Here is a 24,635-nt window from a genome sequence, read left to right as displayed (position 1 = left end):
ATTTAAAAAATTATTGTTTTTAATAGCTTGTATTAAAAATTTACACCTTATAGTTATATTTGCTGTAGATAATTAATGAGATGGTAATTATCTGAATTAAATTTTTATGTGTTATGGAATGTTATTGTTGGGTTCTTATCTACTTTTATTGCATCAACATTCAGCCGATCATGGTTGTTGCACAAAGGTAAATAAGTGGGTTGATTATTCCAATAATGACTCTTTTGAGTGATGCTTGACGTTAGCCTGGTCAGGGTTGAATACTGTCCTCTTTATTGGTTGTGGAGAGTGAGATGGAACAAGAGCAATACAGCGACAGTGGTTTTTGGGCCAAGCTCAAGGATTACGCCAAGCAGGCTGGTCGGGAAGTCGTCCAGAAGGCGCTCTGGCTATACTACGCCGCCCAGAGGCCAGATACCCCAAAATGGGCCAAAGCCGCAATATTTGGTGCCTTGGCCTATTTTATTACTCCTTTGGATGCCATTCCGGATCTGACCCCCTTGGTGGGTTTCAGTGATGATCTCGGTGCTTTGGCGGCGGCACTTGCCATGGTGAGTCTTTATGTGAACGCCGAGGTGAAACAGGAAGCTGATCAGACGCTGAAGCGTTGGTTTGACTAAACGAGTACCCTTAAGCCGGTTTTATACTAAACCTTGTTTAAGGGTTTGTCTCAGTTGCCGTTGGGAAAGGGGGCTTCGGGTGTAAGCCCCCGTGATCTACTTGTTTAACTGAGTTTAAATTGCCCCACAATCTGTTCCAGCTGTTGGTTGGCGGTGGCCAGGTTGGCGGTTTCGTTACGGCTGGCTTCACCGCTGCGAGCCAGCTCGTTGGCCATTTCGCAGATAGCGCTCATGTTACGGGTAATCTCTGCCGAGACCGAGCTTTGCTCTTCGGCGGCGGTGGCTATCTGAGTATTGAGGTCGTTAATCTGATTGACCGACCCGCCTATGGTATCGAGGTCTGTAGCGACTCTCTCTGTGGTTTTAGCTGTTTTCAGGCAGGTTTGTTTGGTTTTCTCCATCGAGTGGATCGCACTATTGGATGCCTCTCTGAGATTGTTCAGCGTTACCTCAATTTCTGCGGTGCTGTCCTGGGTGCGCGCCGCCAGAGCCCTTACTTCGTCGGCCACCACGGCGAACCCTCGTCCCTGCTCACCGGCTCGCGCCGCCTCAATGGCTGCGTTGAGCGCCAGTAGGTTGGTCTGATCCGCGATATCGCCGATGACCTTCAACACCTGAGTGATATTGGTGGTATCCCGGTCGATTTGACCTATCTGGTTTGCGGTATGCTCAACTTCCCTGACCAGGCGATTGACCGTTTCGGTCGCCTCGGCAACCACTAGTTTAGATGCCAGAGCCTGTTCGTTGGTCAACTGAGTAAAGGAAGCGGTTGTGCTGCCATTTTGGGCGACATCGTTGGCTGTGGCGCTCATCTCTTCCACTGCGGCGACAATTTGTTCCGTTTCTCTGGTGTGCGCCGACAATATCTGGCGATTGGTCTCGGTTTCTGTGTTGAGCCGTTCAACGCCACCTGAGATGTGTGTCGAGGCCTGCATGACTTCCTGCATCATGGCTTGCAGGTTAGCGATAAACTGATTGATCCCCTGGGAAATTTGCCCCAGATCATCTTGGTTGTGTATCTTGAGCCGTTTGGTGAGATCGCCATTGCCTTTCGATAACTCGGTGACCATAACCTTGAGGGACAAGATAGGGCGATAAAGCAGAGATAGTACCCCGAGCAAGATAGTAATGGCACACAGCAACATGATGGCAGAAGAGATTATGGCGTTTTTCAGAGCCTGATCCACCACCGCATAGGCGCCCGACTTATCCACGCTGATGAGCAGATACCACTGTTTGCCGTTGACCAAGGGAATTGCTTTAGAGAATGCGAGCTTATCGACGCCATCAATACGGTATTCCTGCATCATCTCATCATTGCCAAGCAGCTTCTGCTCCACCTGGGGGAGGCCAAAATCGCTAAAGTGGCTGCCGGTCACCAATTGGGGGGACTCCGAAGCCAGCACTTTACCTGTCTGATCCGTGATAAGGGCTACCGCGCCCGGATAGTCTATCGCGCTAACAACCTTATGAAGATAGGTGAGTTCTATGTCGCCCAGAACCACGCCATTGCCCAAGTTTTTCAAGATGGAGATCACCTTGTTGCCGGTACCATCGTCGGTATAGATATCGGTGACATCGAGCTGGTTGGTGGCCTTCCCTTGTTGATACCAGGGGCGTGTTCTGGGGTCGTATTTCCCCGCAATCGCTCTGCCGTTAAACCACTTATCGCTGGTCTCTGTGGAATAGGCGCTGCCGTCATCGAAGCCGAAGTAGATGCGGGCGACCCCGGTGAGATCTGTGGTGAGGCGTGCGGTGCTGGCGTAGCTGTCCCGATAGCTCCCTTGGTGGTAGTGTCGGGCCAGTTGATCCATTGCCTGGGCTTTGGCGCCAAACCAGGTGGCGACTTTATCGGACTCATTGCGGGTAACGCTGGTGAGCTTGTCGTTGACCCCGGCGATGGTGGCCTCTTTGATTTGGATATAGGAGAGCCAGTTTGAGATCAACAGGCTAAGGACGACTAAAGTGACCATAGAGGCCACGAGTGATTTCTTAAATCCCATTTATTGCTAACTCCATGATATGCGCTGAATAGAAGAGGCCGGAGTCGGCCTCTTCTGGAGGGCGTCTGGTTAGGGTTAGCCTTTCCAATTCAGATCGAAGTCGTAGCGAATGCCGAAGGCAATGCTCTTGTCGGTAGCGCGTTGTTCGTTGTCTTGCTGCAGATATTCAAGGTGCAAGCGCACATTGCTGGCAGGATTCCATTCCAGGGTGGTGTTGAAGCCCTGATAATCCAAGCTGATATCGGACTCCAGGCCATCATCGAAACGGAAGTAGCCCAGCTTGAGTTTGTAGTCCTGTGACAGGGGAATCGCCAGCGCGGCATCCAGGGTGCTGCCGTCCCTGTCTTCGCTGCCAGTCAATTGATAGTCTTTGTACTGGTAGGCGAGCGCCAGATAGATGCCGCTGTCGAAGCTGTAGGCCACAGCGGCGGCGCTGGTCTTATCTTTGCCGGTTTTCAGCTCACCTTCGAAATTGTCCTGTTCCAGATAGCTGACCCCCAAATGTAACCCCTGCCAGTCAAAGCCCAGACCGGCGTTGATGGCATCGGCGCCGCTGTTATCTCCCTCACCATCGAAGCGTGCCGAGGCCATCAGGGTAAAGTGCTGCAATTTGAACTGATACAACGCCAGATTGTCGGCAAAGAAGGGGCTTTCCTGATTGTAGGCAAATGGGCTGTTGGCGTTGTTGAATATGTCTGTATATTCGGCTACCAGGGTGTATTGCACCGGCCGTTGGCGGCCGAAGCTGAGCTGACCATAGGGGGAATCCACCCCGGCAAATGCCAGCCGGGCATCGCCGAAGCTGCCATCACCATTGAGGTTAATTTTCCATTCACCTTGAGCCAGCAAGGCCCAGCCGGGGGCAAATTCGGTGCGACCCTTGACGCCGATACGGGACAGGGCATCACCCACATCCCATTCATCTGTGATGTCACTGTCGCTGTAAACCAGGGTCGGGCGCAGTGAACCATAGAGGCTGAAGCTGCTGTTCTCGGCGCTGGAGCTGACTTGTTGCTGTTCCAGACGCTTTAGCCGTTGGTCGAGCTCTTGCCAATCGTTGTTACTGCCATTATCGGCTGCCATTGCTGTCAGCGGCAGGGCACAACCGAGTAAACATAGGGTAGATGTTCTCATCTGTTTGTCCCTCATTTGGGTATAGGGATCCCCGACCCGTCAGGGCCGCGGCTATCATAGGTTTGGGATGCCCTCCCCCGGGAGCAGGAGGAGGGCGTGGGAGTTATTTGCCTTTTGAGAGGCTTTTGTACCAGAGGTTGTGGTGTTGTTTTGCCCAGTTTTCGTCACACTTGCCGCTGAGCATACATTCCATACCGCCTTCAGAGATCACTGTGGCCATATAGATATGCACTACGGTAAAGGCACCGAGCACAAAAGCACTGACAAGGTGGAGGATCAATGCCAAATTGGCACCGTCTTTGGTGGCCACCAGGCTTGGGAACATGAGCACCAGACCCGAGCCGACCATCAGGGCACCGAACAAGGCGAAACACCAGAACCAGAGTTTTTCACCGGCGTTGGCAAAACCGGCATCCGGATGCTTGCCTTTGAAGGGGCCGAAGTTCAGGTAACCGCCAACCACTTTGAGCCAGCCGATATCACAGGCTTCCGGCAGTTGTTTACCGGCCCATTTGACCACCATGACCGCCCATCCCAGGATGAAGGGGAAGGCCATCAGGTCGTGCAGGGCTACCGAAGTGCCGATAAAGCCGGTCCAGTGGGAGGCGCCCATGTTGGGTTCCAGCCAGAAGCGGCCGGCAACCATGATAAGGCCTGTGATGATCAGCAGCAGGCAGGCGATAGCGCCGACCCAGTGCACCAACACATCCATGCCACTCCAACGGTCGACCTTTTTGCCGGAAAAGCCCTGACTCAGCTTGGCTTTGCCATTGATGGCCACGAACAGTGCCAGCAGCACTATCATGCCAAAGAAGCTGTAGCTCAGGAGGTCGGCCCACCAGGAGGCCGGCGCCAGAGTATCGAGATACCCTTGATTGACGGGGGGCAGAGCATCCGGGAACTGAGCTTGTTGCGGCATACCCCTGAGTTCGGGGATATCGCCCTGAATAGCCACTTCCTGTATAGGTTGCCACTGTTGTGGTTCGGGTGTCAGAGTGTCGGCGGCCAGCAGCGGTAAGCTGAATACTAAGGCCACAGCACCTGAGATAAAGGCATTCAAACTTTTCATGTCAAATCCTTAAACATCTTAATGATGCTTTGCAGTCGGAGTCTCGACCCCGGAATTCTTCAGTCTGGAAGTGAGGAAGTCTTCCAGCACCTGGGCATAGCAACGCCAGAAATCCTGCCGTGCATGTTGGCAGATCCCTTCAGTGAACGCCTGATACCAGGTGCCAAGATGTTGCTCGAGGAAGACTTGCGCCAACTGTTCCAGCTCATCGGCCGCGGCCGGATCTTCGTTTTGTTGCTGATGGCGCAGGGCCTCAGCACAAAACAGAAACTCCAGCTCATTGCCTATGTAGTCCGCCGGTTCGTTGAACCTGGTATCTATCACCAGTCCCAGCTGTTGATAGAAGTCGGCGACTTTCATGGTACGGTCCGTATTCAGCTGTCGACCGACATCGCGGTAGACAGATTCATAGGGTGGCACCAGCAATTTGGTGGGGCCGATACACATACGGTTGAAGTCACACTCAAGTTCCAGTGGCTCTGATTGCCATTGTTGGGCTTCCTGAAGCAGCTCTGGGTAGCGCTGCTCCTGTTCCAGCCAGTCGATAAGCCGCTTGAGCGACTCAGGGCTCGAAGGGGTAAACAACATCCCCTTCAAGGCCTGATAGCCTTTGGCGACCGGACCGAGGTCGAGGTGTGTCATGGTCGCTCCTTGATGATGACCATATTGGGCTTGGTGATGCAGTCGCCGTAACCTACGCCTTGCTTGCTGGCAGAAGGTTTCTGGGCCAATACCTGCTGTATTCTGTCGGTATCCAGACACTTGACCGGACAACCGTCGACACAGGCAGGTTTGAGCCCCTGATCGATAAGCTCAATACACATGTTGCACTTGGCAGCCTTACCATCGGTTTTCAGCATGACTACCGCATCATAAGGGCAGGCACTGACACACAGGCCACAGCCGGTACACTTCTCGCGATCCAGTACCACCAAGCCATCGTCACGCACTGTATAGGCTTGAGACGGACACACCATGAGACAAGCCGGGTTGCCGCAATGCATGCAGGAGTGGCTGAGCCACACGTCTACCATGCCGTCGTTACGTTTGACTTCGTAACGGTCTACCTTGCGAAAGCGCACGTCTTCCGGCAGTTCGTTATGGATCTGGCAGGCTATGGTGCAGGCCTGGCAGCCGACACAGTTTTCCTGTCTGAAGACGAATCCGAGTTGATGTTTGTTTTCCATGAGGATCTCCTTCAGGCTTTGGCCATTGCCACGCGGGTTGAGTGGTAGGCCGAGCAGCCGCCCATATCGGTCAATTTATCTGTGGTCAACGAGTTGGTGCAGCCATCAGTACCGTTGGGGTTGAGTCTGAGCCAGTTACACTTAGGGGTCATCAGTGAGCCCTCTGGCACACCTGTAGTGACCATGGCAACAAATTTAGCTTCGCCTCTGTGGTTGCTGAGTTTGACTGTGTCGTTGTTGACAATGCCGTATTGCTGGGCATCTTTGGGGTTGATTTTGACGTAGTAGGCTGGGATGGCGCGGATATATTTCACGTTGTAGAAGGAGCTGTTAACCCGCTGTGGTACCCCGGAAGATAGCAAGCGGAATGGCAACTCGCGCTCTTTGGGTTCCATCTCATCCTCTGGCAGGCCCCAATCCAGTACTGGGTGGAAACCGGCATCGGCCATCAATTGTGAACTGAACTCAATCTTGCCGCTTGGAGTTTCATATTTACCGTCGGCCAATACAGGTTGAGGAATGTCCAGTTTGATGTATTTCTCTTTCATCAAGCGGTCGTAAGTCACCCCTTTATAGTAAGGTGAATCTGTATCCAGCAGCTCGTGAATGATGTCATCGTTGCTGGCCTGGAAGGCTGGATCTTCAAAGCCCATTGCCTGACCCAATTCGCGGAAGAAGGTCCAGTTACACTTACATTCACCCAGAGGCTCAATCACCTTCTGGCATACCTGCACATAGTAGCCGTGGTAGTCACCGACAATATCATCGGTTTCAAACTGGCTGGCGGCCGGGACTATGATGTCGCAATACTGCAGTGAGTCAGTCATCACCATGTCGTGACCGACAACAAACAGATCTTCGCGCTTCATTCCCTCGATGACAGCATTGGTATCCGGTGCGACAACCACAGGGTTACCGTTATAGATGATCATCCCGTGGATAGACTTACTGGGCTTATCGTGGCTGGTGGGGTTAGTTGGATGCAACGCCTTGGCCAGCTCAGTCATGTTGATGCGCTGGGCATCCGGATTCGGACGCATATATTTGCCGCTGGCTTGATATTGGTTTAAACCACCGCCCGCATGAACGTTATCATAGATAAGGCCGTTGCCGCGTTTACCGAAGTTACCAGTGACCGCGAGCAGCATGGCAACCGCGCGGGCCATACGGGCGCCGTTGAAGTTACGTTGGAAACCGTAACCCATACGCAGCATGGTCTTTTCGTTTTCACCCAACACCTGGGCAAACTCGAACATCTTGGCTCTGGGCACTCCGGTAATGGCTTCGACTTCATCGTAGCTGATTTCATCGAGGCGCTTGAGTAACTCGTCGTAGCCTACAGTTTGCTCGGCAATAAATTTATGATTAATAAGATCTTTTTCTACCAGATACTTCATGATACCGGCACACAGTTGTACGTCTGTGCTGGGGCGAGGCTGCAGGTAGATGTCGGCCTGGGAACACAGCGGAGTGCGCTGTGGGTTGACCGCCAGTATTTTAGTACCGCGATCCCTGGCTTCGTTGATAAGTTTAATGGCTATGGTGTTGGAGACCACTTCGTCGTGTCCCCAGTTCAAATAGACGTCACTGAGTACTACATCTTCAGGATCCGGGCCAAGGAAAGTGCCGTAGAGCGACTTGAGACCATCATAGGCGGCGTAGGTACATACCTTACGTTCCAAAATGGAGGAGCCGATACGGTTCCAGAAACGTTCACCGGAGGCCGACATGCCGATGGCACCATAGTTGCCTGAGTAGCTGTAGGGCAGAATCGCTTCAGAACCATGCTCGTCGATGATCTGCTTAAAGCGGCTGGCAATCTTGCTGTAGGCTTCGTCCCAGGTGATCCGGCGCCATTTGCCTTCACCCTTCTTACCGACCCGCTCCATGGGGTGCAGAATACGGTCGGGGGCATAGGTGTATTGCACGTAGCTTTGTCCTTTAAGGCAGGGAGCCTTACCGGTCTTGGCCTGTTCCTCGGCGCCGGTGACGTAAGTCATTCGGCCATCCTGAACCCGGAACTTAAGCAGACAGCGGGCGGCACAGTTACGCAGACAGCTATGGTACACGACTTTACCATTGCGCTTGGCTAATAATCCTGAATTGGCTCCCGCCTCTTTGGCATTGGCTACGCCGGGAGTCAACCCTGACAGGGACGAAAGCACGGCTGTGGCTCCGGCCCCCTGTAGAAATGTGCGTCTATTGATTTTCATAGTCATCACTCACCATAATTTGGACCTTGAGTCCGTTATGATTGTTGGCCCAAGGGCCTTTATTGTGCCGGTTTCCCGGCGTTACCCCGGGGGAAACTCCCCCGGGGCTAAGGTGCGTTACATTACAAAGGTTTGCAGTTGGTTACGGCCGTTGATTTGGCTAACAGTCAGCAGTTGACCGTCGCGAACCAGTAAGCCTTGTGGGTTGTCAGTACCAGGCAGTTTCACGCCTGAGTAGACTTCGCCTGTGAGCAGGTTAAGTTGCAGCACTTCACTGGCATCATTGTTGAGCAGCCAGGCTTGCTCATCATCGACGCTGATACCTGTCAGTTGTGGCAGCGCCTTGCCTTCCAGTCCTTTGAAATTGGCTTCGGCAGACAGAGTCATGTCACCCTTGTCGAAACGGGATACCACCAGGTTTTCGTTCAGTTCATCGCGGGTAGTGACGGTCACATACTGATCCAGCGCCTTGCTGTAACCCAGCGCCAGGCTGTAGCTGGTCTTGGCTCTGACAGTGCTGAACTGACCACGGGCTGTTTCGCCAATGCCATCGCTGCTCTGGTTGAAGCGGCGATAGTTCATTTCCCAGTTTTGTGCAGGATCCAGAACCAGCTCAGCCCAGGCTTTGTTGAAACCCATTACCAGCAGGCTGTTGGCTGAGGTAAAGCTAACGCCGCTTAAGGTTTCAATGTGCAGCATATACATGCCGTCGATTTGGGCCTGAGTAAGCAGTTTGAATTGGTTATCCAGGATGTAGACCCAGTTGTCTGAAGTGGTCAGCGCATAGATCTGGCTCTCAGGTTGGTAGTCGATGGCGGTTACCCGGCCGGAAATCGCTTCAGGCAGTGTTGTCTGGCTCAGTAGTCTGGCTTCAGGAGCCGAGGCAAACAATGCTGGAGTCTTGTTCCAGGTATCCATGTCCGGGTTGCTGATGGCGTAGGCGCCACGGGCATTGGGAGCATAGGTTGGCCAGTGATCCAGTTCCCAGCTCATGAACTTGGGGTTGAAGGACACGCGGCCTGGACTGTCTTGACCGACGAAGGGGAGTGGGCCGGTTTGGGTGAAGGCTTGCACTATATTGCCGGCGATCACTACCAGGAATACACCGCAGGCGAATTTAGGCAAAGCGTCCAGTGGCTGTTTGCCATAGGCATTGCTGGGGAATTTATTGCCCAGGGTCAGCATAAGTAGCGCTACAACCACAAGGACCACGATAAAGACCAGTAGTGCCCAAGTGTAAGTGTGGGCGCCCATGATCTTCAGCGAGAAGCCTTGGCCGATATCGCTGGCCAGGTTAAATGAGGTATGCACAGATGCCATAAAGGCGCCATAAATCCCCAACCAGACCAGTGCAGCAATATATTTGGGTTTGAGGCCAAAACGCACAATATAAAGAGCGGTCAGCGCCACCAAGATCATTGCTGTACGTTCTTGCCAGCAAAATGCACAAGGGTTATCCAGCAGGATAAATCCGAAAAAGAAACAGGCAATACCCACAGGTAAGGCCATGATGACAATAGCAGCTAAGGATGCCAACTTGTTGAATATATGCTCTTTCATAACGACTCTTTAGTAGTTACCGACAGGAAGTAAAACGCCCCAGGACATCATGATCCAAATAAAGAAACTCATTCCGATACAACCGAAAAGAAGTTTATCTGCCAGTTTTTCTTTTTCTGGTTTCTTATAAACCAGATAAGCGGCATAGGCCGTAATACAAAATAATGTGAACTCCATTGGATACCTCTTGTTTCACTTGTGATTTATCTCTTATGTGGCCGCAGCCAAACGCCATTCTCGTTCCAATCCATACACGAGCTTTGATTTCACCCAGTTGAAAGCCGGGGAATTATTAATGTTTCCATAAAGGATGTAATTGCCTACCGTACGGTATTCGCTACGAATTTCTTTTATATTTTCAATCATGTTGTCAGATAATCTTCGATAACTGACACCAGGTAACATGTCGACAAACTTGCGAGTAAATTGATTGCAGCTGAGAGTGATATAGTCTGACTCGGCAAGGATTTGCATTGCAGTGGCGACACTGTCTGTGTAACCGGCAACATCCATTTGCAGGCCATTGTCCCGACATAGATTTACCAATAAGGGACAAGTCAGGTCGTTGTAGTTGTCGATTTCCAGTAGTGGATAGTGGGACAACTGCTCCAATGACATGGATTCGGACAGAATTGGATGATCTTTTCTGGCCAGAATGTAGATATCACCTGTCTCAGAGAAGATTTCATAGTTGAGCCTAGTGTCATCAAAACCTTCGTAAACCACCACGAAATCGACGCCGCCACCAATGAGCTCATTGCTGCAGTCATGGCTGAGTGTACGAATATCGAACCGTAAGTTGGGTGCTTCTGGAAGAATGTAATTATTTATGACTTTATGAACAGCATAGACAAACTCATCATAGGCCCTGATAACAAAATGACCGCCGGATTGGCTGGGGGAAAAGACAGAGTGTTGCCGTTCAAGCAACTGATATTGCTCGACTAGTAATTTGGCGTGTGGGATTAATTCTTCGGTCTTTTGTGTAGGAATTAATCCATTTGATTTACGAACAAATAAAGAGTCCATAAATACATCACGTAGCGCATTTAGTGTGCGAGTGACGGCACAACTGGATATGCCCAATTCGGCCGCTGCCAAGTTTCCTTGGCCATGTTTATATACAGCTAGTAAAACTTTTAACTGGTTATAATTAAGGCTGTCAATTTTCATCTAACTGTCCCCACTCTGCAGAGACATTACTATGAATTCATTGTTAGACTATTGCCAAGATTAAGATCACATTGAGAAATAGTTAATTATTTGAAACATGAATTGCTTCCTATTTTTAGCCAGGCGAAAAAACCTTATTTCCTCAGATGAAATTAACGAAAGCCTGTTTTTATTCTCAGGGTGTGAATTTAATCAAGTAAAATAGTGAAAGAAATTCGGAAATGATTCGTTGTGACTTCGTGACTTGCTTGCTGTGGCGATTTGTTGTAGGGATTCAGTTTGGTTTCAAAGTGTGTCGTTATAGTCGTTCATTTAATCAAGAAGGAACAAGAAGAATGAAACGATTGGGGATGATGGCAGCCTTGTTGTTGACAACGTCGGTACAGGGTCAGGAATTGACCGCTGCCGAGCAGTTTTTTAAGCAATTATCTGATTTATGCGGTAAGGCCTACAGTGGTGAGCTGATCAAGGGGGGGAGTGTCGGCGATGGTTTCACGGGTCAGCCGTTGGTGATGCATGTGCGCCAATGCTCAGAAACCGAGATCCGTATTCCGCTGCATGTGGGAGAGGACAGATCCCGCACCTGGGTGATCAGCAAGACGGCCGATGGCCTCAGGCTCAAGCATGATCATCGTCATCAGGATGGCAGCGAAGATGCCGTGACTCAGTATGGCGGTGACAGTCGCATTCCTGGAACTGAGTCCTGGCAGTCTTTTCCGGTTGATGAATTTTCGATTGCCAACTTCAAACAGCATGGTCTGACGCAGTCGGTCACCAATGTTTGGCATCTGGGGTTGGATCAGCAGAACTTCAGTTATCGCCTGACCCGGGAAAACCGAGACTTTCTGTTGCAATTCAATTTGAGCAATGAAGTGACGCCGCCACCGGCACCATGGGGACATTAATAAAACGGGTTAATAGTTGAGGCGACCTGAGTCGCCTCGTCAATGGGTTTATTGCGCTTCGAAGGTAAATGACTGTCCGGCAAGAGCGGCTTCTACCATGAGGCCACCCTTGGCGGCTGTAAATACCGCCATACCGTTGATATAAGCGGCCTTGGCAGCCTGACTACCGCCAGACTGACCGGCACCGGCCGAATTACCTGTGGTACCTGCTTGGGCGTTGGCGCCGGCATTGATGGCTACGGCTGACGCCTGGGCGCCGAACTCAAAGCTGCCGCTGGTAAAGTCGCGGTAGGCCTGTGCATCCTTGAAGAAAATAATCTCACTGTAGGCCTGGCCGCCAATTTGGAAGCCAATGGAAACCTGAGTCATGCTCGAGTCACCGGTATAGGCACCACCGCGATAAACGCGTCCCTTGCCATAGGCCGCTCCGATACCAAGTCCCCCTTTCCCTATGGTAGGAAAAATTGCATAACCATAGGCAGAATCGAAGAATTTGTGGGTTTCGCTGGCTTGTTTGAAGGTAGCTATGGCGCTGCTGTAGCTGTCATTGGCACTGGCTGTTGGGACCAGTAGCAGGCTGCCTACCAGCGCAAAGAGGGTAAATAGGGTATTAGAAATGGTTTTCATGATGAACCTCCAAATTGAGAGTCTTGGGCTCCCGGTCAATGGGGCCTGGATACCTTTGGCTACTCTTGAGCTTACTTGTCCGGCAGCAAAAATACAGGGGGGGGAGGCTAAAAAAGCGCCTGCAATGGCGCTTTTTAGTGTGAATGTCAGCCAGAGTTCAGTTAACTCGGCTTCTATGACTGAGCCCTTAGGCTAGGGCAAGGGTTTGCCGAGAACATAATGTTCAAACCAGGCCTGATCCCAGTCCATCTTGGCTTGTCTGTGCTTATAGTGGCTCAAACCATGGCCTTCTCCTGGGTAGGTTATCAGCTCCACCGGCACATTCAAGTAATGTTTTAGGGCGCGGTACAACCCTTGGGCATGTCCCAAAGGCACCCGGGCGTCTTTCTCTCCAATATGGATAAGAGTTGGGGTCTTTATCTTGTCTGCATGTGTCAACGAAGAACCATGGGTATAGGCCTCAGGCTTTTCCCATGGCAAGCCTTGCATAAAGTTGACCACATGTCCTGGTGTATCTTCCAGCATCCATTGCAGGCGCTGATCGAATACTCCGGCCCCTGAGCTGGCGGCCTTGAATCTGTCGCTACTGGCGATAAGTGCATTGGTTAGATAGCCGCCGTTGCTCCAGCCCATGACGGCCAGCTTGTCGGCATCGACCAGGCCATCGGCGATGAGTTTGTCCACGCCGGCCATGATGTCGTTTACCTCAATCTCGTGTTCATGGCCCACAAGGTCAGTGAGGAACTTGTCGCCATAGCCTGTAGAGCCGCGGTAGTTGGGCGACAATAAGGCCCAGCCATTGGCGGCGAAAGTAGCACGGCCATAGGATCTGTGTTGCAGTGCAAACGGGGTGGCGGCAGTAGGGCCGCCGTGAATTTGCACGACAAGCGGTAGGGGGCCATCGGCTTTGCGGTAGCCGGGCGGTAATTCCAGTATGCCTTCAACCTGAGTGCCATCGGCGGCTTGCCACTTGATTATGCTCAGTTGTGGCAGTAGCCAGGAATCGGTTTGCGGATTGATATGGGTCAGACGCTTGGCCGGGGCTTTGCGCTTCTCGGCGTTGGCGATAAACAGATCGTAGAAGTGATCCAGGCCGTTATGACTGAACGCCAGTTGTTTGCCATTGTGACTGAAGCTGTAGCTGCCGATGACGGTATCATCTTGCAGTAGAGTTCGGGTGTTGCCCTGTTTCAGATCATTGATTTCGGTGCAGTAGAGACGTACCAGCGCATGATCGGCGCCGCGATAGCAGAGCTCTTCACTGCCCGGGCGCCAACGGATATCGCCGCCGCTGAGTGTCATATCGCCCTGACGCATAACACTCAAGGGTGCCTGCTTAGGTTGACTGGTATCACTGATAAACAGGTTGCCGGGATGACCGTCGAAGTCGATTCTGAAGGCGAGGCGGCGGTTGTCCTCGGCCCAACTCAATCCCAGTAACCAACCGTAAGGAGAAGGCGCCTGTTCACGCCAATACTTGTCTGCCAGAACCTGATTGGTGGCGTTTTTGATATCGAAGACTTCTACTTGAGACCCACCTTCCAGATTGACCAGTTCGTTGTCTTCTGTGGTGATACGTGCCAGTTTATTGCCATCATGGCTGACGCTGAATTCCCAAACAACCTTGCCATCATCCAGCAGCAACTGCTTGCGAAAATGCTGTAGATCCAAGCGGTAAAGGGGGTTGGTATCGCGGCTGCCGTGACCATACTCAGGGCCTTGGTGAGCGGCGCGCATATTGGCCCAGGGATCTTTGTCTGTCAGGGTTTTATAGGTCAGGAAATAGAGCTGACTGCCATCGTCACTCAGTTGGTAACTCTTGATGCCACCGGCCTCTTGGGTAACGGGAACGGCTTCGCCGCCATGAATCGCGAGGCGATAAATTTGCGCTTTGGCGTTGAAGGGGGCTGGCTGCTTGGCATCGCCGCGGCTGCTGAGGAAGTAGATATATTGGCCATCGGGACTCCAGCTGATAGCGCTTTCACTCTCGTTGCTGAAGGTCAGGCGTTTGCTTTGGCGGCTCTTGCTGTCGACCAGCCAGATGTCTTTCTGAGCCTTATCCAGATTTTTATCCCAGCGCGACTCCAACCAGGCGGCCATTTTGGCGTCTGGGCTGAGAGCGACCTGGCCCATGTTGGCTATCTCGAAAAAGTCCTGATTGGTTATTTTATGTTGCCGCTCAAGGGCGGAAACCTGGGTTCCCATACCGATAAGGCACAGGGCCAGCAGGCGGTAGCTGTTAGACAATCCCATCTCTGTTCCTTTATTTTTGTTATTAAAAGCCGCATTAGATTAACGTAAAGGTCACAGCCAGGGCGATGTTACTTATCTTTTTTTTCGCGCAGTATCTCATTGAGAAAATCCAGCTCTTCTTTATCGAGCGGCGGTTTGGGGACAGAGGTGCCCTGGGGGTGGAATTCACGTCCACGCAGATAGGCGGCGCGGGTGAGCTGATTGAGGCCGTAGATGGCCAACAGATAGAGGGTCAGTAGTAGCGCCAGTCTCGGGATTGCCTGCGCTACAACCGAAAATTGATCGCCGAGAAACAGAGTCAAGAGCACGGCAATATTGCGAACCAGCCAGTTCAGAATCAGCGCCAGAGTCAGCACCAGTAGCCCGTTGTTGCGTAGTTGTCGCAGTCGGTTTTCCTGCTGATCCAGCGCATGGTAGTAGTGCTGCATCAACTGTAACACCAATGCCAGATACAGGGTGGTTTGCAGTAACAGCAACAGCGGCAACAGCAGGGAACCCCAACTTAGGCGGGGTTGGTAACCCAGTAAGGCTACACCTGTGACTAGGCTGGGGTTGAATAGCCACAGCAACATCACCAGACACATAGCGAGTATGGATGGTAACAGGTGCTTGAGTGGCAATTTTGAATCCGCAGTTGGGCTTAGCTGTTGCTTCAGGTATTGATACAGTGCCGGCATCAACAGGAAGTACAGTGGCAGCAATAGCAGAAACAGTAGGTGAATAGGGGCCGGGGTATTGTCGCGGTTGAACAGGCCAGTAAAGAAATAGAGCGCCATCAAGGCAAAGATACCGGCGAGTAGCCGACGTTGGCTATGGCTGTCCTGATAGACAAAGCGTGCGTAGATGGATAACGCCAGGCAATGCAGGCCTCCAAGCAGCGATAGCCACCAGTAAGCTTGGGTAAAAATGTCGCTGAATGCAGTCATCTGGCCCCCTTAACGACATTCTTATCTCAGCCACTTGAGGGGCGCAACAAAAAATAGTCAGTTTTTGCTGTTATGCATGCGTTTATGGCGGTTTGAGGCGTCCTTAGGTGGTTTGCCCGGCGCGGCTTTGCGCTCGCACCATAGGTGGCGCAGAGCCAGTATCGGATGACTCAGTAACATGCGTGGACCGGCGTAACGCATCACCTGACGCATCTGTTCTTTGGGTTCAGGTTTGTAGCAGTGTACCGGGCATTTATTGCAAGTAGGTTTGCTTTCACCGTAGGGGCAGCGGTCGAGACGGGTATGGGCATAGTCCATCAAGGCCTGACAGTCGGGGCAGAGGCTGCCATCGTCGCTTCTGGGATGGTGGTCACGGCAGTAGATCCACACCATGGCAGAAACAGTGCGGAATTCGGTCAGCAGTTTTCCTTGCAGCAGCTCCATAGCCTTACCTTAGTAAATTACTCAACTATGGCTATCTTAGTCCTGAGAAGGGGGCTGGTTCAAAATCAGTGGCAGGAATTATGAAGGTGCGCACAAAATGAAGCTTTGTGCGCACTCAAGGTTAAATTACAAGTTAACCCTAGATATGGATAACCTTGTCGGCTTCCAGAGTCCAGCGGCTTAAATCGCCGAGTGTACCAATGGCTGCGCCATCCAATAGCATATCTGCCACTACGCCGCGGGCCTCAACACAGGTCTTGCACAGCAGTAGAGGAACGCCTTGAGCAGTAAGGATTTCGAACATCTGCTGCAGGTTGTAGCTGAGATCCGGGGTATTCTGGCCTTTAACTGCCCCAAAGACAGCGTCTGACATTAGGAATAACTTGAGTTCCACTTCTGTCTGCTCCTGATCTTTCAACGCCAGGGCGATACGCAGAGTGTTAAACAATTTTTCTGTGCCATACGGGCCGGCGTGAGCGACTATCAGTAATTTTTGCATCTGAATCCTTGTTTGCCATTCTTGGGATCAAAACCCCTGGAGTGTACCAGTTTGTACCTACCTATGGCGCGCCAAGGGTCACAGACTGAGTTTCGATCGCAAAAAGCGCCGTAAACCGGGCAGAAAAAGCATAAATACTTGATTTATACTAAGACGATACTCTATTAATATCGGTTAAACTCTGTGCAGAGCGGGGTGGCTTTGGCTGATTGCCATTACCACAAAACAGGGCTGCCAGTCGGCCCGACACTCAAAAAATGGTGGACGAAGATGTTTAAAATCCTGGTCATAATCTTGTTGGTCGCAGCGGGTATTTTCCTCTACAACAGAGCGCAGCGTCTGGCAAAAGAGGAGCGTGATGAGGCGCTTAAGCTCAAAGATAGAGCTTCAGCCATGCCTCAGGCGCCACAGGCCGAGACAGCAAGCGAGACTCAAGAGGGGCACCAGAGTGTCGATTTGGACTTTGCCGAAATGAAGGAGCAAGCTGAATCCCAGCCATCGGCTGAGCAAGTGGTTACCGAGTCGCCTGAGCTTGAGTCTCAAACCGAAAATAGTGCGCCAGAGGTGGAAGTCGGCCGCGCCGAGGTCGAGACTGTCCTGCCAGAGCCAGAGCCAGAGCCAGAGCCAGAGCCAGAGCCAGAGCCAGAGCCAGAGCCAGAGCCAGAGCCAGCCAAGGCGGCTGCACCGGATATCAGTTGGGGCAATATCACCCTCAAGCGGGCGATGGAACAGTATCAGGCCTCTGAAGGCGCCATCGAAGCACATGACGCTTTACTGGCCGTGATTGGCGAATGCTACAAGCAGCGGAAAAACAGCAAGTATCTGCAGTTGGGACAGGAGTACGATGGCGCATATAGTGCATTGTTTGCCGCCAGTCGGGAGAAAGTACTCAGCAAATCACCCAAGGCCGAGTTCAAGGGCACAGGGTTTATGCAACTCTCTACCCTGTGCAGCGATGCCGGCCGTTTCGATGCTGCCATTGCCCTGTGCAACAAGGCGATTGAATATGGGCTGCAAGATGGCACAGTGACAGGCTTTGAAGGTCGTATCAAGCGTATCGAAAAGGCCAGAGATAAAGCCTCTGCCTGAGTACAAAAGCCGATTCAATGTGTAGAATCAAGCAAGGAGGGCCGGGTTAACTGCCGTGTCACTCCTTCCCAAGCTAAGCGAGCCTGCGGGTTCGCTTTTTTATTGATGGAGAGCCGCAATGAAACCAGCGACTTTATGGGTTGCACTTACTTCGCTTTTGCTGCTGGCAGCCTGCAGCAAGCAGCCGCAATGGACTCTGTTTTACTATCCGGATACGGATATACAGCAGCCGAATAGAGATAAGTCGGACGTCGAGCCGCAAACGGCCGAGACGTTGGATCGTTACCACGCCATAGCCGGTTACTATCAAACTCTGCAGCAGTGTCAGGGCAAGGGCAGAGGTATGCAACACCTCAATGAAGGCAAGGGCAGTTTCGAGTGTGGTCACAACTGCCGTCTAGACGACAGGGATATGGTAATCTGTGACCAATGGCACACTAACGGCCCCTAAGGGACATGAAATTTAAACAGGATTACTTCACCCGCCTGGCGGGATTTTACCAGCAGGTATTGCCTTCTGGGCTACCTTCGCCCCATTGGTTGGCCTGGAGTGATGATGCGGCGGCGCTTTTGGGCTTGGCTGGTCCCAATGAAACCTTGCTGCAGCAACTCGCCGGCAACCAGAGAATGCCGGGCGCCGAGTATTATGCCCAGGTTTACAGCGGACACCAGTTTGGTGGCTACAGCCCCAGGTTGGGCGATGGCCGTTCGATCATTCTCGGTGAGGCTCTGGGGCCAGAAGGTGCCTGGGATCTGGCCTTGAAGGGGGCGGGACCCACGCCATACTCGCGTCACGGTGATGGCCGGGCGGTGATGCGTTCGGCGGTGCGTGAGTTTCTGGTGTCCGAGGCGCTGTATCATTTGGGCGTACCCACCACCAGAGCGCTGGCGGTGATCGGCTCTGAGCTGCCTGTATGGCGCGAGTCGCTGGAAAAAGGAGCCATTACCGTACGCCTGGCCCGCAGTCATATACGTTTTGGCCACTTCGAGTATTTCTGTTACAGCGAAAAAGGGCAGGCCGACAAGCTCAAGCAGCTGCTCGATTTCACCCTCAGCCAACATTACCCCCAACTCAGCCTGGACTATGACGGCTACAAGGCTTGGTTTGCGCTGGTGGTGCGCGATACTGCGCGCATGATCGCCCACTGGCAAGCGGTGGGCTTTGCCCACGGGGTGATGAATACCGACAATATGTCGATTCTCGGCGACAGCTTCGACTTTGGCCCCTTCGCCTTCCTCGATACCTTTAAGGAAGACTTTATCTGTAACCATTCAGATCCCGAAGGGCGTTATGCCTTTGGTCAGCAACCCGGCGTCGGCTTGTGGAACCTGCAACGTTTGGCGCAGGCGTTGACGCCTGTGCTGGCTTCCGATGACTTGATAGCCGCGCTCAATACTTATCAGCATGAATTGGTGCAGCAATATCTTGGCTTGATGCGCGCCAAGTTGGGGTTGGCCCCCTTGGCTGAAGATTTAAGCCTTGATGCCCGGCTGGAGCAGGACAACAAGGACCTGGCGCTTATCGGCGCCTTTACCGGCTTGTTGGAACAAAACGCCTTGGACTATACCCAGAGCCTGCGCCGCTTCGGCGAGCTTGATCCCAAGGCAGAAAACAGCAGTCTGAGGGATGATTTTATCAATCGTCAGGGCTGGGATGACTGGCTGCCCGAGTACCGGCGCCGTATCGATACTCGTCAGGGACTTGAACAGTGGCAGGCCGAGCGCCGGGCCCATAACCCCAAATATATCTTGCGCAACTATCTGGCTCAGGAAGCGATCATTGCCATCGAAGAGGAGGGCAATAGCCAGCCGCTTGAGCAGTTGTACCAGCTCCTTAGGCGTCCGTTCGATGAGCAGCCTGAGATGCAGGAGTTCGCCAAGCGACCACCGGATTGGGGGCAGGGGTTGATCATGTCCTGCAGCAGTTAAGAAATAGGATTAAAAGATGCAGTATCAAAATCTTAGCTTGGATTCAGAGCATAAAACCCTGTCGATGACGGCCGGGGTCGAGTTTGAAGCCTTCGACAGCTTTGCCGATCCTTTATGCCGGGCACTTGATGCCAAGGTGCTGGAGCGGCAATGGGGGGCAGATCGTCACCAATGGTTGCTGGATTTTGAAGGCAGCCTTTTGTGGCTCAACTATGAGTTCTACGGTGAGGTGTGCTGGTTGAGCTGCCAGAGTGAACAAGACTGGGAAGTGTTGGTATACCTGAAACATCTACTGGAGTCACAGGCATGACAGAAAAGCAGGCCACGGCGGCGTTTCATTATCGGGATCTTTCCCCTGAACTGATTTTGGATGCTATCGAAAGTCTGGCGATTTATCCGGAGACGGGGCTAACGCCACTTAACAGCTATGAAAACCGGGTCTATCAGTTTCGTTGCGATCGCGGCCAGAGGTATGTGGTTAAGTTCTATCGCCCCGAGCGTTGGACCGATGCCCAGATTTTGGAAGAGCATGAATTTACGTTCGAGCTGGCCGAAGCCGAGATCCCTATTGCCGCTCCTGTGGTGCTCAATGGCCGCAGTCTGCATCACTTCAAAGAGTGGCGTTTTGCGCTGTTTCCTTCCATAGGCGGTCGCAGCTTCGAGGTGGACAACCTGGATCAGATAGAGGGGGCGGGCCAGTTTATCGGCCGTTTGCACCAGTATTCCCGTGGCAGCCTGTTCAAGCAGCGCCTGAATCTGACACCGACAACCCTGGGGGCTCCGGCGCTGGAGCAATTGCAGCATACAGAGCTGCTTCCGAACGCGTTGCGGGATCAGTTGCTAGAGGCGGCGTTCAGCCTTTTCTCTGAGCTGCAGTTGCGCTGGCAGAGTATTGCATACCAGAGTATGCGCCTGCATGGCGATCTGCATCCCGGCAATATTCTCTGGACCCCCAATGGCCCCGGGTTTGTCGATCTCGACGATGCCTGCAACGGCCCTGCAGTGCAGGACCTGTGGATGATGTTATCCGGTGACAGGCAACAGCAAACGCTGCAGTTGGAAGTCTTACTGGAAGCCTACGAGGCTTTCTCCAACTTCGATACCAAAGAGCTGCAGTTGATAGAGCCACTCAGAGCACTGCGGATGCTGCATTACAACGCCTGGCTGGCCAAGCGCTGGGATGACCCCGCGTTTCCGCGTCACTTTCCCTGGTTTGCGACCGAAGAATACTGGCGACAGCAGTTGCAGGCCTTCAAAGAACAACGGCAGCGTCTGGATGAAGCGCCACTGAGTCTTATCCCCTATTGAGTGGTACTGAGACCCAAAGGTGATACCTGCAGAGGCTTGGATTTAACAAAAAGGGAACTCAGGGCTTGAGTTCGACTCAAAAAGAAGATTATGTTATTCAGCCACTCCAGCAGTGTTGGCTGAAATTTTAATAAACAAGGAACTCCAATGAAGAAAATCCTGATGTTGGCAGCGGCATTTTTGCTGCTTCCTCTGGCGGCCACAGCGGCCCAGTACAAAGAAGGCGTGCATTATACTGTGGTTAGTGAAGGCCCCGCCTCCGCCAAGCCTGAAATTACAGAGTTTTTCTCTTTTTACTGCCCCCATTGCTATAACTTTGAAAAGAACGTGATCCCCAAGTTGAAGGCGCGTTTGCCCGAAGGAGTCGCTTTTGAGCAAAACCATGTCGACTTTATCGGTCGCGAGATGGGTGTGGAGATGTCCCGTGCTTTCGCTACTGCCGAAGTGCTGAAGGTGTCCGACAAGATTAATCACGCCATGTTCAGTGCGATCCAGGACAAGAAGCAACACTTCACCAATCGTGATGACGTCAAGGCGCTCTTTGTGGCCAATGGTGTAGATCCCAAGCAGTTTGATTCTGCGGCCAACTCTTTTATGGTCAACAGCATGATGGCCAACATGAAGCGCAATACAGAAAACGCCAAGATCTCAGGTGTGCCTGCGCTGGTAGTCAATGGTAAGTATCGGGTTGAAACTGGTGCCATCAAGTCTTATGACGAGATGCTGGATATTGCTATCTACCTGACTCAGTTGAAGTAATTCGGTATATAGATACAAAAAAGGGGCCGACATGGCCCTTTTTTGTTACCCGGAAATACTGGTCGAAACCCCAAAAAAAAACCGTACTCCTTGGTCGCAAGAAGTACGGATTAGAGCCATAAGGCTCAGTTTTTACCCTGAGTAACGGCATTACTTTAACAGTGCGTCAAAAAATTGGCAAGCGCTGGATTTTTGACTTCGTTTGCCGGGTATAGATGTATAACAGGAGAATTTTTATAACAAAGACTCCTACTTACGACTTTTGGATCATTTTACTGAATTGAGATGAAACCTTCTGCCGGGTTAGGAGGTCAAAACTTCGGGATCGGAAATCAACTAAAGGAGGTTTCTCGTGCGTGTATTTCCTGTCTATGCTCCCAAGCTGATTGTCAAACACGTAAGGATATTCTTGACCGGCGCCGTCTGGGTGAAAGATCTGGGAAGATTAGAGTTTGATAAGGGGCGCTTTTTGCTGCCGAGAAAAAGCCTGCCAAAGGTAAAGCAGGCTATCATGGAATTGAACGAACTCATTGAAACTCAGAATAGTCAAGCTAAAACCGTTTAGATTCAGTTGACTTCGTCGTTGAGCAGACCAACAAGGCCGGTAACTTTCTCGTTCCACGAGTTGAGATCTTGCTGAAGTTGTTGGTTTTGCTCTATCAGATGAGCATTTTTCTGCTTTTCTTCTTCCAGCTCCATTTTCAGAAGCTCAATATTTTCGAGCGCAGCCTGGATTTTGGTCTCCAGTTTGGACAGTAATTCTAGGCTCATACAGGAGTCCTTAAATAGTTGGGCGAATGAGATATTGATTCTATCAGTGCCACTGGCTTAAGGAATAGCTCTTATCTCCAAGTGTCCAAAAAATATGCGATAAAATTGGTTGTTTGATAGTTTTTTTCACTTATCTGAATCCCGGCTGTCCCAAGTGAGCTTTTGCCGGATAAAATAATAATTTTCGCCCCGGAACTAGCCGATGACAATTCAACGTATCGATACCAATCCACGCATGAGCAGCATAGTGATCCACAACAACACGGTTTATCTTTGTGGTCAGGTTGCCAAGGATAAGTTCGCCGATATTCAGCAACAAACCCGGACCATGCTCGAGGAAGTGGATGAGCTGCTCAAGCGGGCAGGCAGCGGTCGTGAACGGATCCTTTCAGCGACTATCTACCTGAAACAGATGAGTGATTATGATGCCATGAATGCCATCTGGGATGCCTGGTTACCGGCAGGGCATGCACCGGCCAGAGCTTGTGTGGAGGCCGCGATTGCCGAGCCCGAGTATCTGGTGGAAATTTCAGTTATCGCGGCGATTTAAATCTCACTGCCGGCCGAGGCAATCAGCACCCGGCCAAATTCAGCCCCTTCAAGCTCAGGAGTGATTGCCAGCAACTGATCCATACGAATGGCGCGGTTGCTGGTGGTCGTTTGTACCAGTAGCCACTCGCTCTTGTCGGGACGGGTCTCGGTGATCAGTGCCTTGCCATGTAGTATCTCGCCTTGTAGCAGTTCTATTTTCAGCGGATAACCGCGAATACAGGCCAACTCCAGGTAATCATAGTGGCCACAATCTATCGCTTGGTAAGGTTTCATATTTTAGTCTTTTAGTTTGAAGTTAAATAATAATCTTCCTGATAGAAGTTGGCACTAATCGGAATTAAGTCAATATCTAAGCAGAATGGTATAAAAGTAGCCTGATTTTTCACTTATACCAAAATAAGTTGCAGCAAATTGTGAAGTCAGGAATGAAACCGAATGGCAGCTTGGGGGGGGCCAGAGGGGCAGGAAGAGGGGCAGGACAAGCACAGAGACTGTGCTCAATGCTGATGGTTCTTGGTTTGAGAGTGGGACTACCGCACCCGCCTCATGGGAAGGGTATCGGGCATCGCTTAATGGCATTTGTCTATTGATGTAAGCTTACTGTTGTTTATTGCTTATAAAAGCTTGGTATATCTTCTAGGCTAAAGTAGAGTTTGAGTAATTAGTTACTCATTAGTTGTCTTTTTGGGATTTAATGAGTATTTTGATACTCATAATTTCTTTGGGAGCGCTCATGGAACATTTAACCATTCAGGCTTTTATCAATAGCCAATGCTAGATATTGCAAAGCTCTCTTTTCCAAACAGCGAACAAGGTCATTATCGGCTTACCTCATTAGATTACGAGCAAGATTATGCCTTGGCAGAACTCAATAAAGACGACATGCATGCCGTTTCGATAAACCACCCTGTCAGCCTGTTTTTTGATGAGCCGGGGTGGCTTTGTTTCCTCGATGACATCATTGTGGCTGCCGCGTTTTGATATTTATTTCAATGAACTCCGCCAGCAGCGTTACGCGATGGAATCGGTTTACTCGATACTGGGTAAAGCTGCCGGAGTTAGCTTAGATCATGGGCAAACCATAAGAAGGCTTGTCCACAAGATCACTCATAGCCATATGGTCTTAGAGCAAGGTTATCAGTTTGATATTCAGGCTTTTGTGCTTGAGTGGGTTCAGAGAGACTTACTCAATATCCTATTTGGTAACAGTGATAACCACGGGCGTAATACCGCATTTCTTAAAGGTGATGGTTGGATAAAGCTTGCCCCTATCTATGATTTTGAGGGTGTTCAAAATTCTGTGTCACGTTAAAAATCACAGATCGATGTGAGCATCCAGTCGTCCTTCAAAATGGATGGACAGCTGAGATAGCGTTAAATTCCAGTTTTGAATCGGGTGTGACCACCGCTCCTGAGCCTTCAATATACCGGCGTAGAGCAGTTTGAGTAAACTGTTCTCGTTGGCAAAACCACCCTTGGTTTTCGTCAGTTTACGAAACTGACGATGTACGGCCTCAACCGCGTTCGTGGTGTAGATAGCCTTACGCACGTATTCCGGGTACTTAAAATAGGTCGATAACAGCGCCCACTTGTTGCGCCAGGACTTGATGACCA

General features: G+C 51.4%; 29 protein-coding genes. 12 read left to right on the top strand and 17 right to left on the bottom strand.

Annotated elements, in window-relative coordinates:
* The first annotated feature begins 293 nt into the window (after nucleotides 1–293).
* The gene (locus AYI96_RS17620) at nucleotides 294–620 is read left to right on the top strand and encodes a YkvA family protein (protein ID WP_039035843.1); all 327 of its coding nucleotides are present in this window, start codon (nucleotides 294–296) and stop codon (nucleotides 618–620) included.
* 104 nt (nucleotides 621–724) lie between these two features.
* Here AYI96_RS17620 and AYI96_RS17615 read toward each other — a convergent pair whose 3' ends face one another.
* From AYI96_RS17615 to AYI96_RS17580, 9 genes are all read right to left on the bottom strand, one after another.
* Nucleotides 725–2,623 (bottom strand): methyl-accepting chemotaxis protein, encoded by a 1,899-nt coding sequence (locus tag AYI96_RS17615; protein WP_039035842.1) that lies wholly within the window; start codon nucleotides 2,621–2,623, stop codon nucleotides 725–727.
* A 75-nt stretch (nucleotides 2,624–2,698) separates the two neighbouring features.
* Entirely contained in the window at nucleotides 2,699–3,757 is a 1,059-nt protein-coding gene (locus tag AYI96_RS17610) for a porin (protein ID WP_144362077.1), read from the bottom strand.
* 103 nt (nucleotides 3,758–3,860) lie between these two features.
* A complete protein-coding gene (locus AYI96_RS17605; RefSeq protein WP_071475636.1) occupies nucleotides 3,861–4,826 on the bottom strand; it encodes a formate dehydrogenase subunit gamma in 966 nt (321 codons plus the stop codon).
* Between the two features lie 18 nt (nucleotides 4,827–4,844).
* The gene (locus AYI96_RS17600; RefSeq protein ID WP_039035839.1) at nucleotides 4,845–5,468 is read right to left on the bottom strand and encodes a molecular chaperone; all 624 of its coding nucleotides are present in this window, start codon (nucleotides 5,466–5,468) and stop codon (nucleotides 4,845–4,847) included.
* A complete protein-coding gene (locus AYI96_RS17595) occupies nucleotides 5,465–6,013 on the bottom strand; it encodes a 4Fe-4S dicluster domain-containing protein (RefSeq protein ID WP_039035838.1) in 549 nt (182 codons plus the stop codon). The genes AYI96_RS17600 and AYI96_RS17595 overlap by 4 nt, the downstream gene beginning before the upstream one ends.
* 11 nt (nucleotides 6,014–6,024) lie before the next feature.
* The gene (locus AYI96_RS17590) at nucleotides 6,025–8,226 is read right to left on the bottom strand and encodes a molybdopterin-dependent oxidoreductase (RefSeq protein WP_039035837.1); all 2,202 of its coding nucleotides are present in this window, start codon (nucleotides 8,224–8,226) and stop codon (nucleotides 6,025–6,027) included.
* 117 nt (nucleotides 8,227–8,343) lie between these two features.
* A complete protein-coding gene (locus AYI96_RS17585) occupies nucleotides 8,344–9,786 on the bottom strand; it encodes a disulfide bond formation protein B (RefSeq protein ID WP_039035836.1) in 1,443 nt (480 codons plus the stop codon).
* Nucleotides 9,787–9,795: 9 nt separating this feature from the next.
* The gene (locus AYI96_RS20370) at nucleotides 9,796–9,963 is read right to left on the bottom strand and encodes a hypothetical protein (protein WP_162835837.1); all 168 of its coding nucleotides are present in this window, start codon (nucleotides 9,961–9,963) and stop codon (nucleotides 9,796–9,798) included.
* A 33-nt stretch (nucleotides 9,964–9,996) separates the two neighbouring features.
* Nucleotides 9,997–10,959, bottom strand: a complete 963-nt coding sequence (locus tag AYI96_RS17580) for a LysR family transcriptional regulator (protein WP_039035835.1) — start codon at nucleotides 10,957–10,959, stop codon at nucleotides 9,997–9,999.
* A gap of 335 nt (nucleotides 10,960–11,294) precedes the next feature.
* Here AYI96_RS17580 and AYI96_RS17575 point away from each other — a divergent pair, with 335 nt between their 5' ends.
* Nucleotides 11,295–11,864: a hypothetical protein gene (locus tag AYI96_RS17575; RefSeq protein WP_039035834.1), complete on the top strand. Its 570-nt coding sequence runs from the start codon at nucleotides 11,295–11,297 to the stop codon at nucleotides 11,862–11,864.
* Nucleotides 11,865–11,912: 48 nt separating this feature from the next.
* On the opposite strand, the gene AYI96_RS17570 is transcribed toward AYI96_RS17575, so the two are convergent.
* From AYI96_RS17570 to AYI96_RS17550, 5 genes are all read right to left on the bottom strand, one after another.
* Complete coding sequence (locus AYI96_RS17570) at nucleotides 11,913–12,491, bottom strand: YSC84-related protein (protein ID WP_039035833.1); 579 nt, start codon at nucleotides 12,489–12,491, stop codon at nucleotides 11,913–11,915.
* A gap of 192 nt (nucleotides 12,492–12,683) precedes the next feature.
* Nucleotides 12,684–14,744, bottom strand: coding sequence for a prolyl oligopeptidase family serine peptidase (locus AYI96_RS17565; protein WP_144362076.1), 2,061 nt, complete (start codon nucleotides 14,742–14,744; stop codon nucleotides 12,684–12,686).
* Between the two features lie 68 nt (nucleotides 14,745–14,812).
* Nucleotides 14,813–15,670, bottom strand: a complete 858-nt coding sequence (locus AYI96_RS17560) for a hypothetical protein (RefSeq protein ID WP_039035831.1) — start codon at nucleotides 15,668–15,670, stop codon at nucleotides 14,813–14,815.
* A gap of 57 nt (nucleotides 15,671–15,727) precedes the next feature.
* On the bottom strand, nucleotides 15,728–16,114 hold the full coding sequence (locus AYI96_RS17555; protein WP_039035830.1) for a nitrous oxide-stimulated promoter family protein: 387 nt from the start codon (nucleotides 16,112–16,114) through the stop codon (nucleotides 15,728–15,730).
* Between the two features lie 139 nt (nucleotides 16,115–16,253).
* A complete protein-coding gene (locus AYI96_RS17550; protein ID WP_039035829.1) occupies nucleotides 16,254–16,613 on the bottom strand; it encodes a DsrE/DsrF/TusD sulfur relay family protein in 360 nt (119 codons plus the stop codon).
* A 270-nt stretch (nucleotides 16,614–16,883) separates the two neighbouring features.
* Here AYI96_RS17550 and AYI96_RS20365 point away from each other — a divergent pair, with 270 nt between their 5' ends.
* From AYI96_RS20365 to AYI96_RS17510, 7 genes are all read left to right on the top strand, one after another.
* Nucleotides 16,884–17,702, top strand: coding sequence for a hypothetical protein (locus AYI96_RS20365; RefSeq protein ID WP_186300089.1), 819 nt, complete (start codon nucleotides 16,884–16,886; stop codon nucleotides 17,700–17,702).
* Nucleotides 17,703–17,820: 118 nt separating this feature from the next.
* Complete coding sequence (locus AYI96_RS17535; protein WP_039035827.1) at nucleotides 17,821–18,153, top strand: hypothetical protein; 333 nt, start codon at nucleotides 17,821–17,823, stop codon at nucleotides 18,151–18,153.
* Nucleotides 18,154–18,158: 5 nt separating this feature from the next.
* Nucleotides 18,159–19,631: a protein adenylyltransferase SelO gene (locus AYI96_RS17530; protein ID WP_144362074.1), complete on the top strand. Its 1,473-nt coding sequence runs from the start codon at nucleotides 18,159–18,161 to the stop codon at nucleotides 19,629–19,631.
* Between the two features lie 64 nt (nucleotides 19,632–19,695).
* Entirely contained in the window at nucleotides 19,696–19,941 is a 246-nt protein-coding gene (locus AYI96_RS17525) for a DUF3630 family protein (RefSeq protein WP_373297557.1), read from the top strand.
* Nucleotides 19,938–20,939 (top strand): serine/threonine protein kinase, encoded by a 1,002-nt coding sequence (locus tag AYI96_RS17520; RefSeq protein ID WP_144362073.1) that lies wholly within the window; start codon nucleotides 19,938–19,940, stop codon nucleotides 20,937–20,939. Before AYI96_RS17525 ends, AYI96_RS17520 begins: the two co-directional genes overlap by 4 nt.
* 147 nt (nucleotides 20,940–21,086) lie before the next feature.
* Nucleotides 21,087–21,698, top strand: coding sequence for a thiol:disulfide interchange protein DsbA/DsbL (locus AYI96_RS17515; protein WP_071475646.1), 612 nt, complete (start codon nucleotides 21,087–21,089; stop codon nucleotides 21,696–21,698).
* A 352-nt stretch (nucleotides 21,699–22,050) separates the two neighbouring features.
* Nucleotides 22,051–22,263 (top strand): DUF1107 domain-containing protein, encoded by a 213-nt coding sequence (locus AYI96_RS17510; protein WP_025010850.1) that lies wholly within the window; start codon nucleotides 22,051–22,053, stop codon nucleotides 22,261–22,263.
* Nucleotides 22,264–22,265: 2 nt separating this feature from the next.
* Here AYI96_RS17510 and zapB read toward each other — a convergent pair whose 3' ends face one another.
* Nucleotides 22,266–22,469, bottom strand: a complete 204-nt coding sequence (gene zapB / locus AYI96_RS17505) for a cell division protein ZapB (protein ID WP_025010851.1) — start codon at nucleotides 22,467–22,469, stop codon at nucleotides 22,266–22,268.
* 202 nt (nucleotides 22,470–22,671) lie between these two features.
* Between zapB and AYI96_RS17500 the strand changes: the two genes are divergently transcribed.
* On the top strand, nucleotides 22,672–23,019 hold the full coding sequence (locus AYI96_RS17500) for a RidA family protein (protein ID WP_039035822.1): 348 nt from the start codon (nucleotides 22,672–22,674) through the stop codon (nucleotides 23,017–23,019).
* Here AYI96_RS17500 and AYI96_RS17495 read toward each other — a convergent pair.
* Nucleotides 23,016–23,294 (bottom strand): Rho-binding antiterminator, encoded by a 279-nt coding sequence (locus AYI96_RS17495; RefSeq protein WP_039035821.1) that lies wholly within the window; start codon nucleotides 23,292–23,294, stop codon nucleotides 23,016–23,018. The two genes, AYI96_RS17500 and AYI96_RS17495, sit on opposite strands and share 4 nt — an antisense overlap.
* 498 nt (nucleotides 23,295–23,792) lie before the next feature.
* On the opposite strand from AYI96_RS17495, the gene AYI96_RS20620 reads away from it, so the two are divergent.
* Together AYI96_RS20620 and AYI96_RS20615 are read left to right on the top strand one after the other, a co-directional pair.
* The gene (locus AYI96_RS20620) at nucleotides 23,793–24,002 is read left to right on the top strand and encodes a hypothetical protein (protein WP_143078368.1); all 210 of its coding nucleotides are present in this window, start codon (nucleotides 23,793–23,795) and stop codon (nucleotides 24,000–24,002) included.
* Complete coding sequence (locus tag AYI96_RS20615; protein WP_260853024.1) at nucleotides 23,974–24,333, top strand: HipA domain-containing protein; 360 nt, start codon at nucleotides 23,974–23,976, stop codon at nucleotides 24,331–24,333. Before AYI96_RS20620 ends, AYI96_RS20615 begins: the two co-directional genes overlap by 29 nt.
* A gap of 3 nt (nucleotides 24,334–24,336) precedes the next feature.
* Here the strand turns inward: AYI96_RS20615 and AYI96_RS17480 are convergent.
* A partial coding sequence (locus AYI96_RS17480) for a transposase (protein WP_144362071.1) occupies nucleotides 24,337–24,635 on the bottom strand: 299 nt, incomplete at its 5' end.

Source organism: Shewanella sp. MSW, from assembly GCF_007636515.1.
GTDB lineage: Bacteria > Pseudomonadota > Gammaproteobacteria > Enterobacterales > Shewanellaceae > Shewanella > Shewanella indica.
The sequence above is the reverse complement of the archived record's forward strand: the minus strand, read 5'-3'. Positions and strand labels throughout refer to the sequence as shown.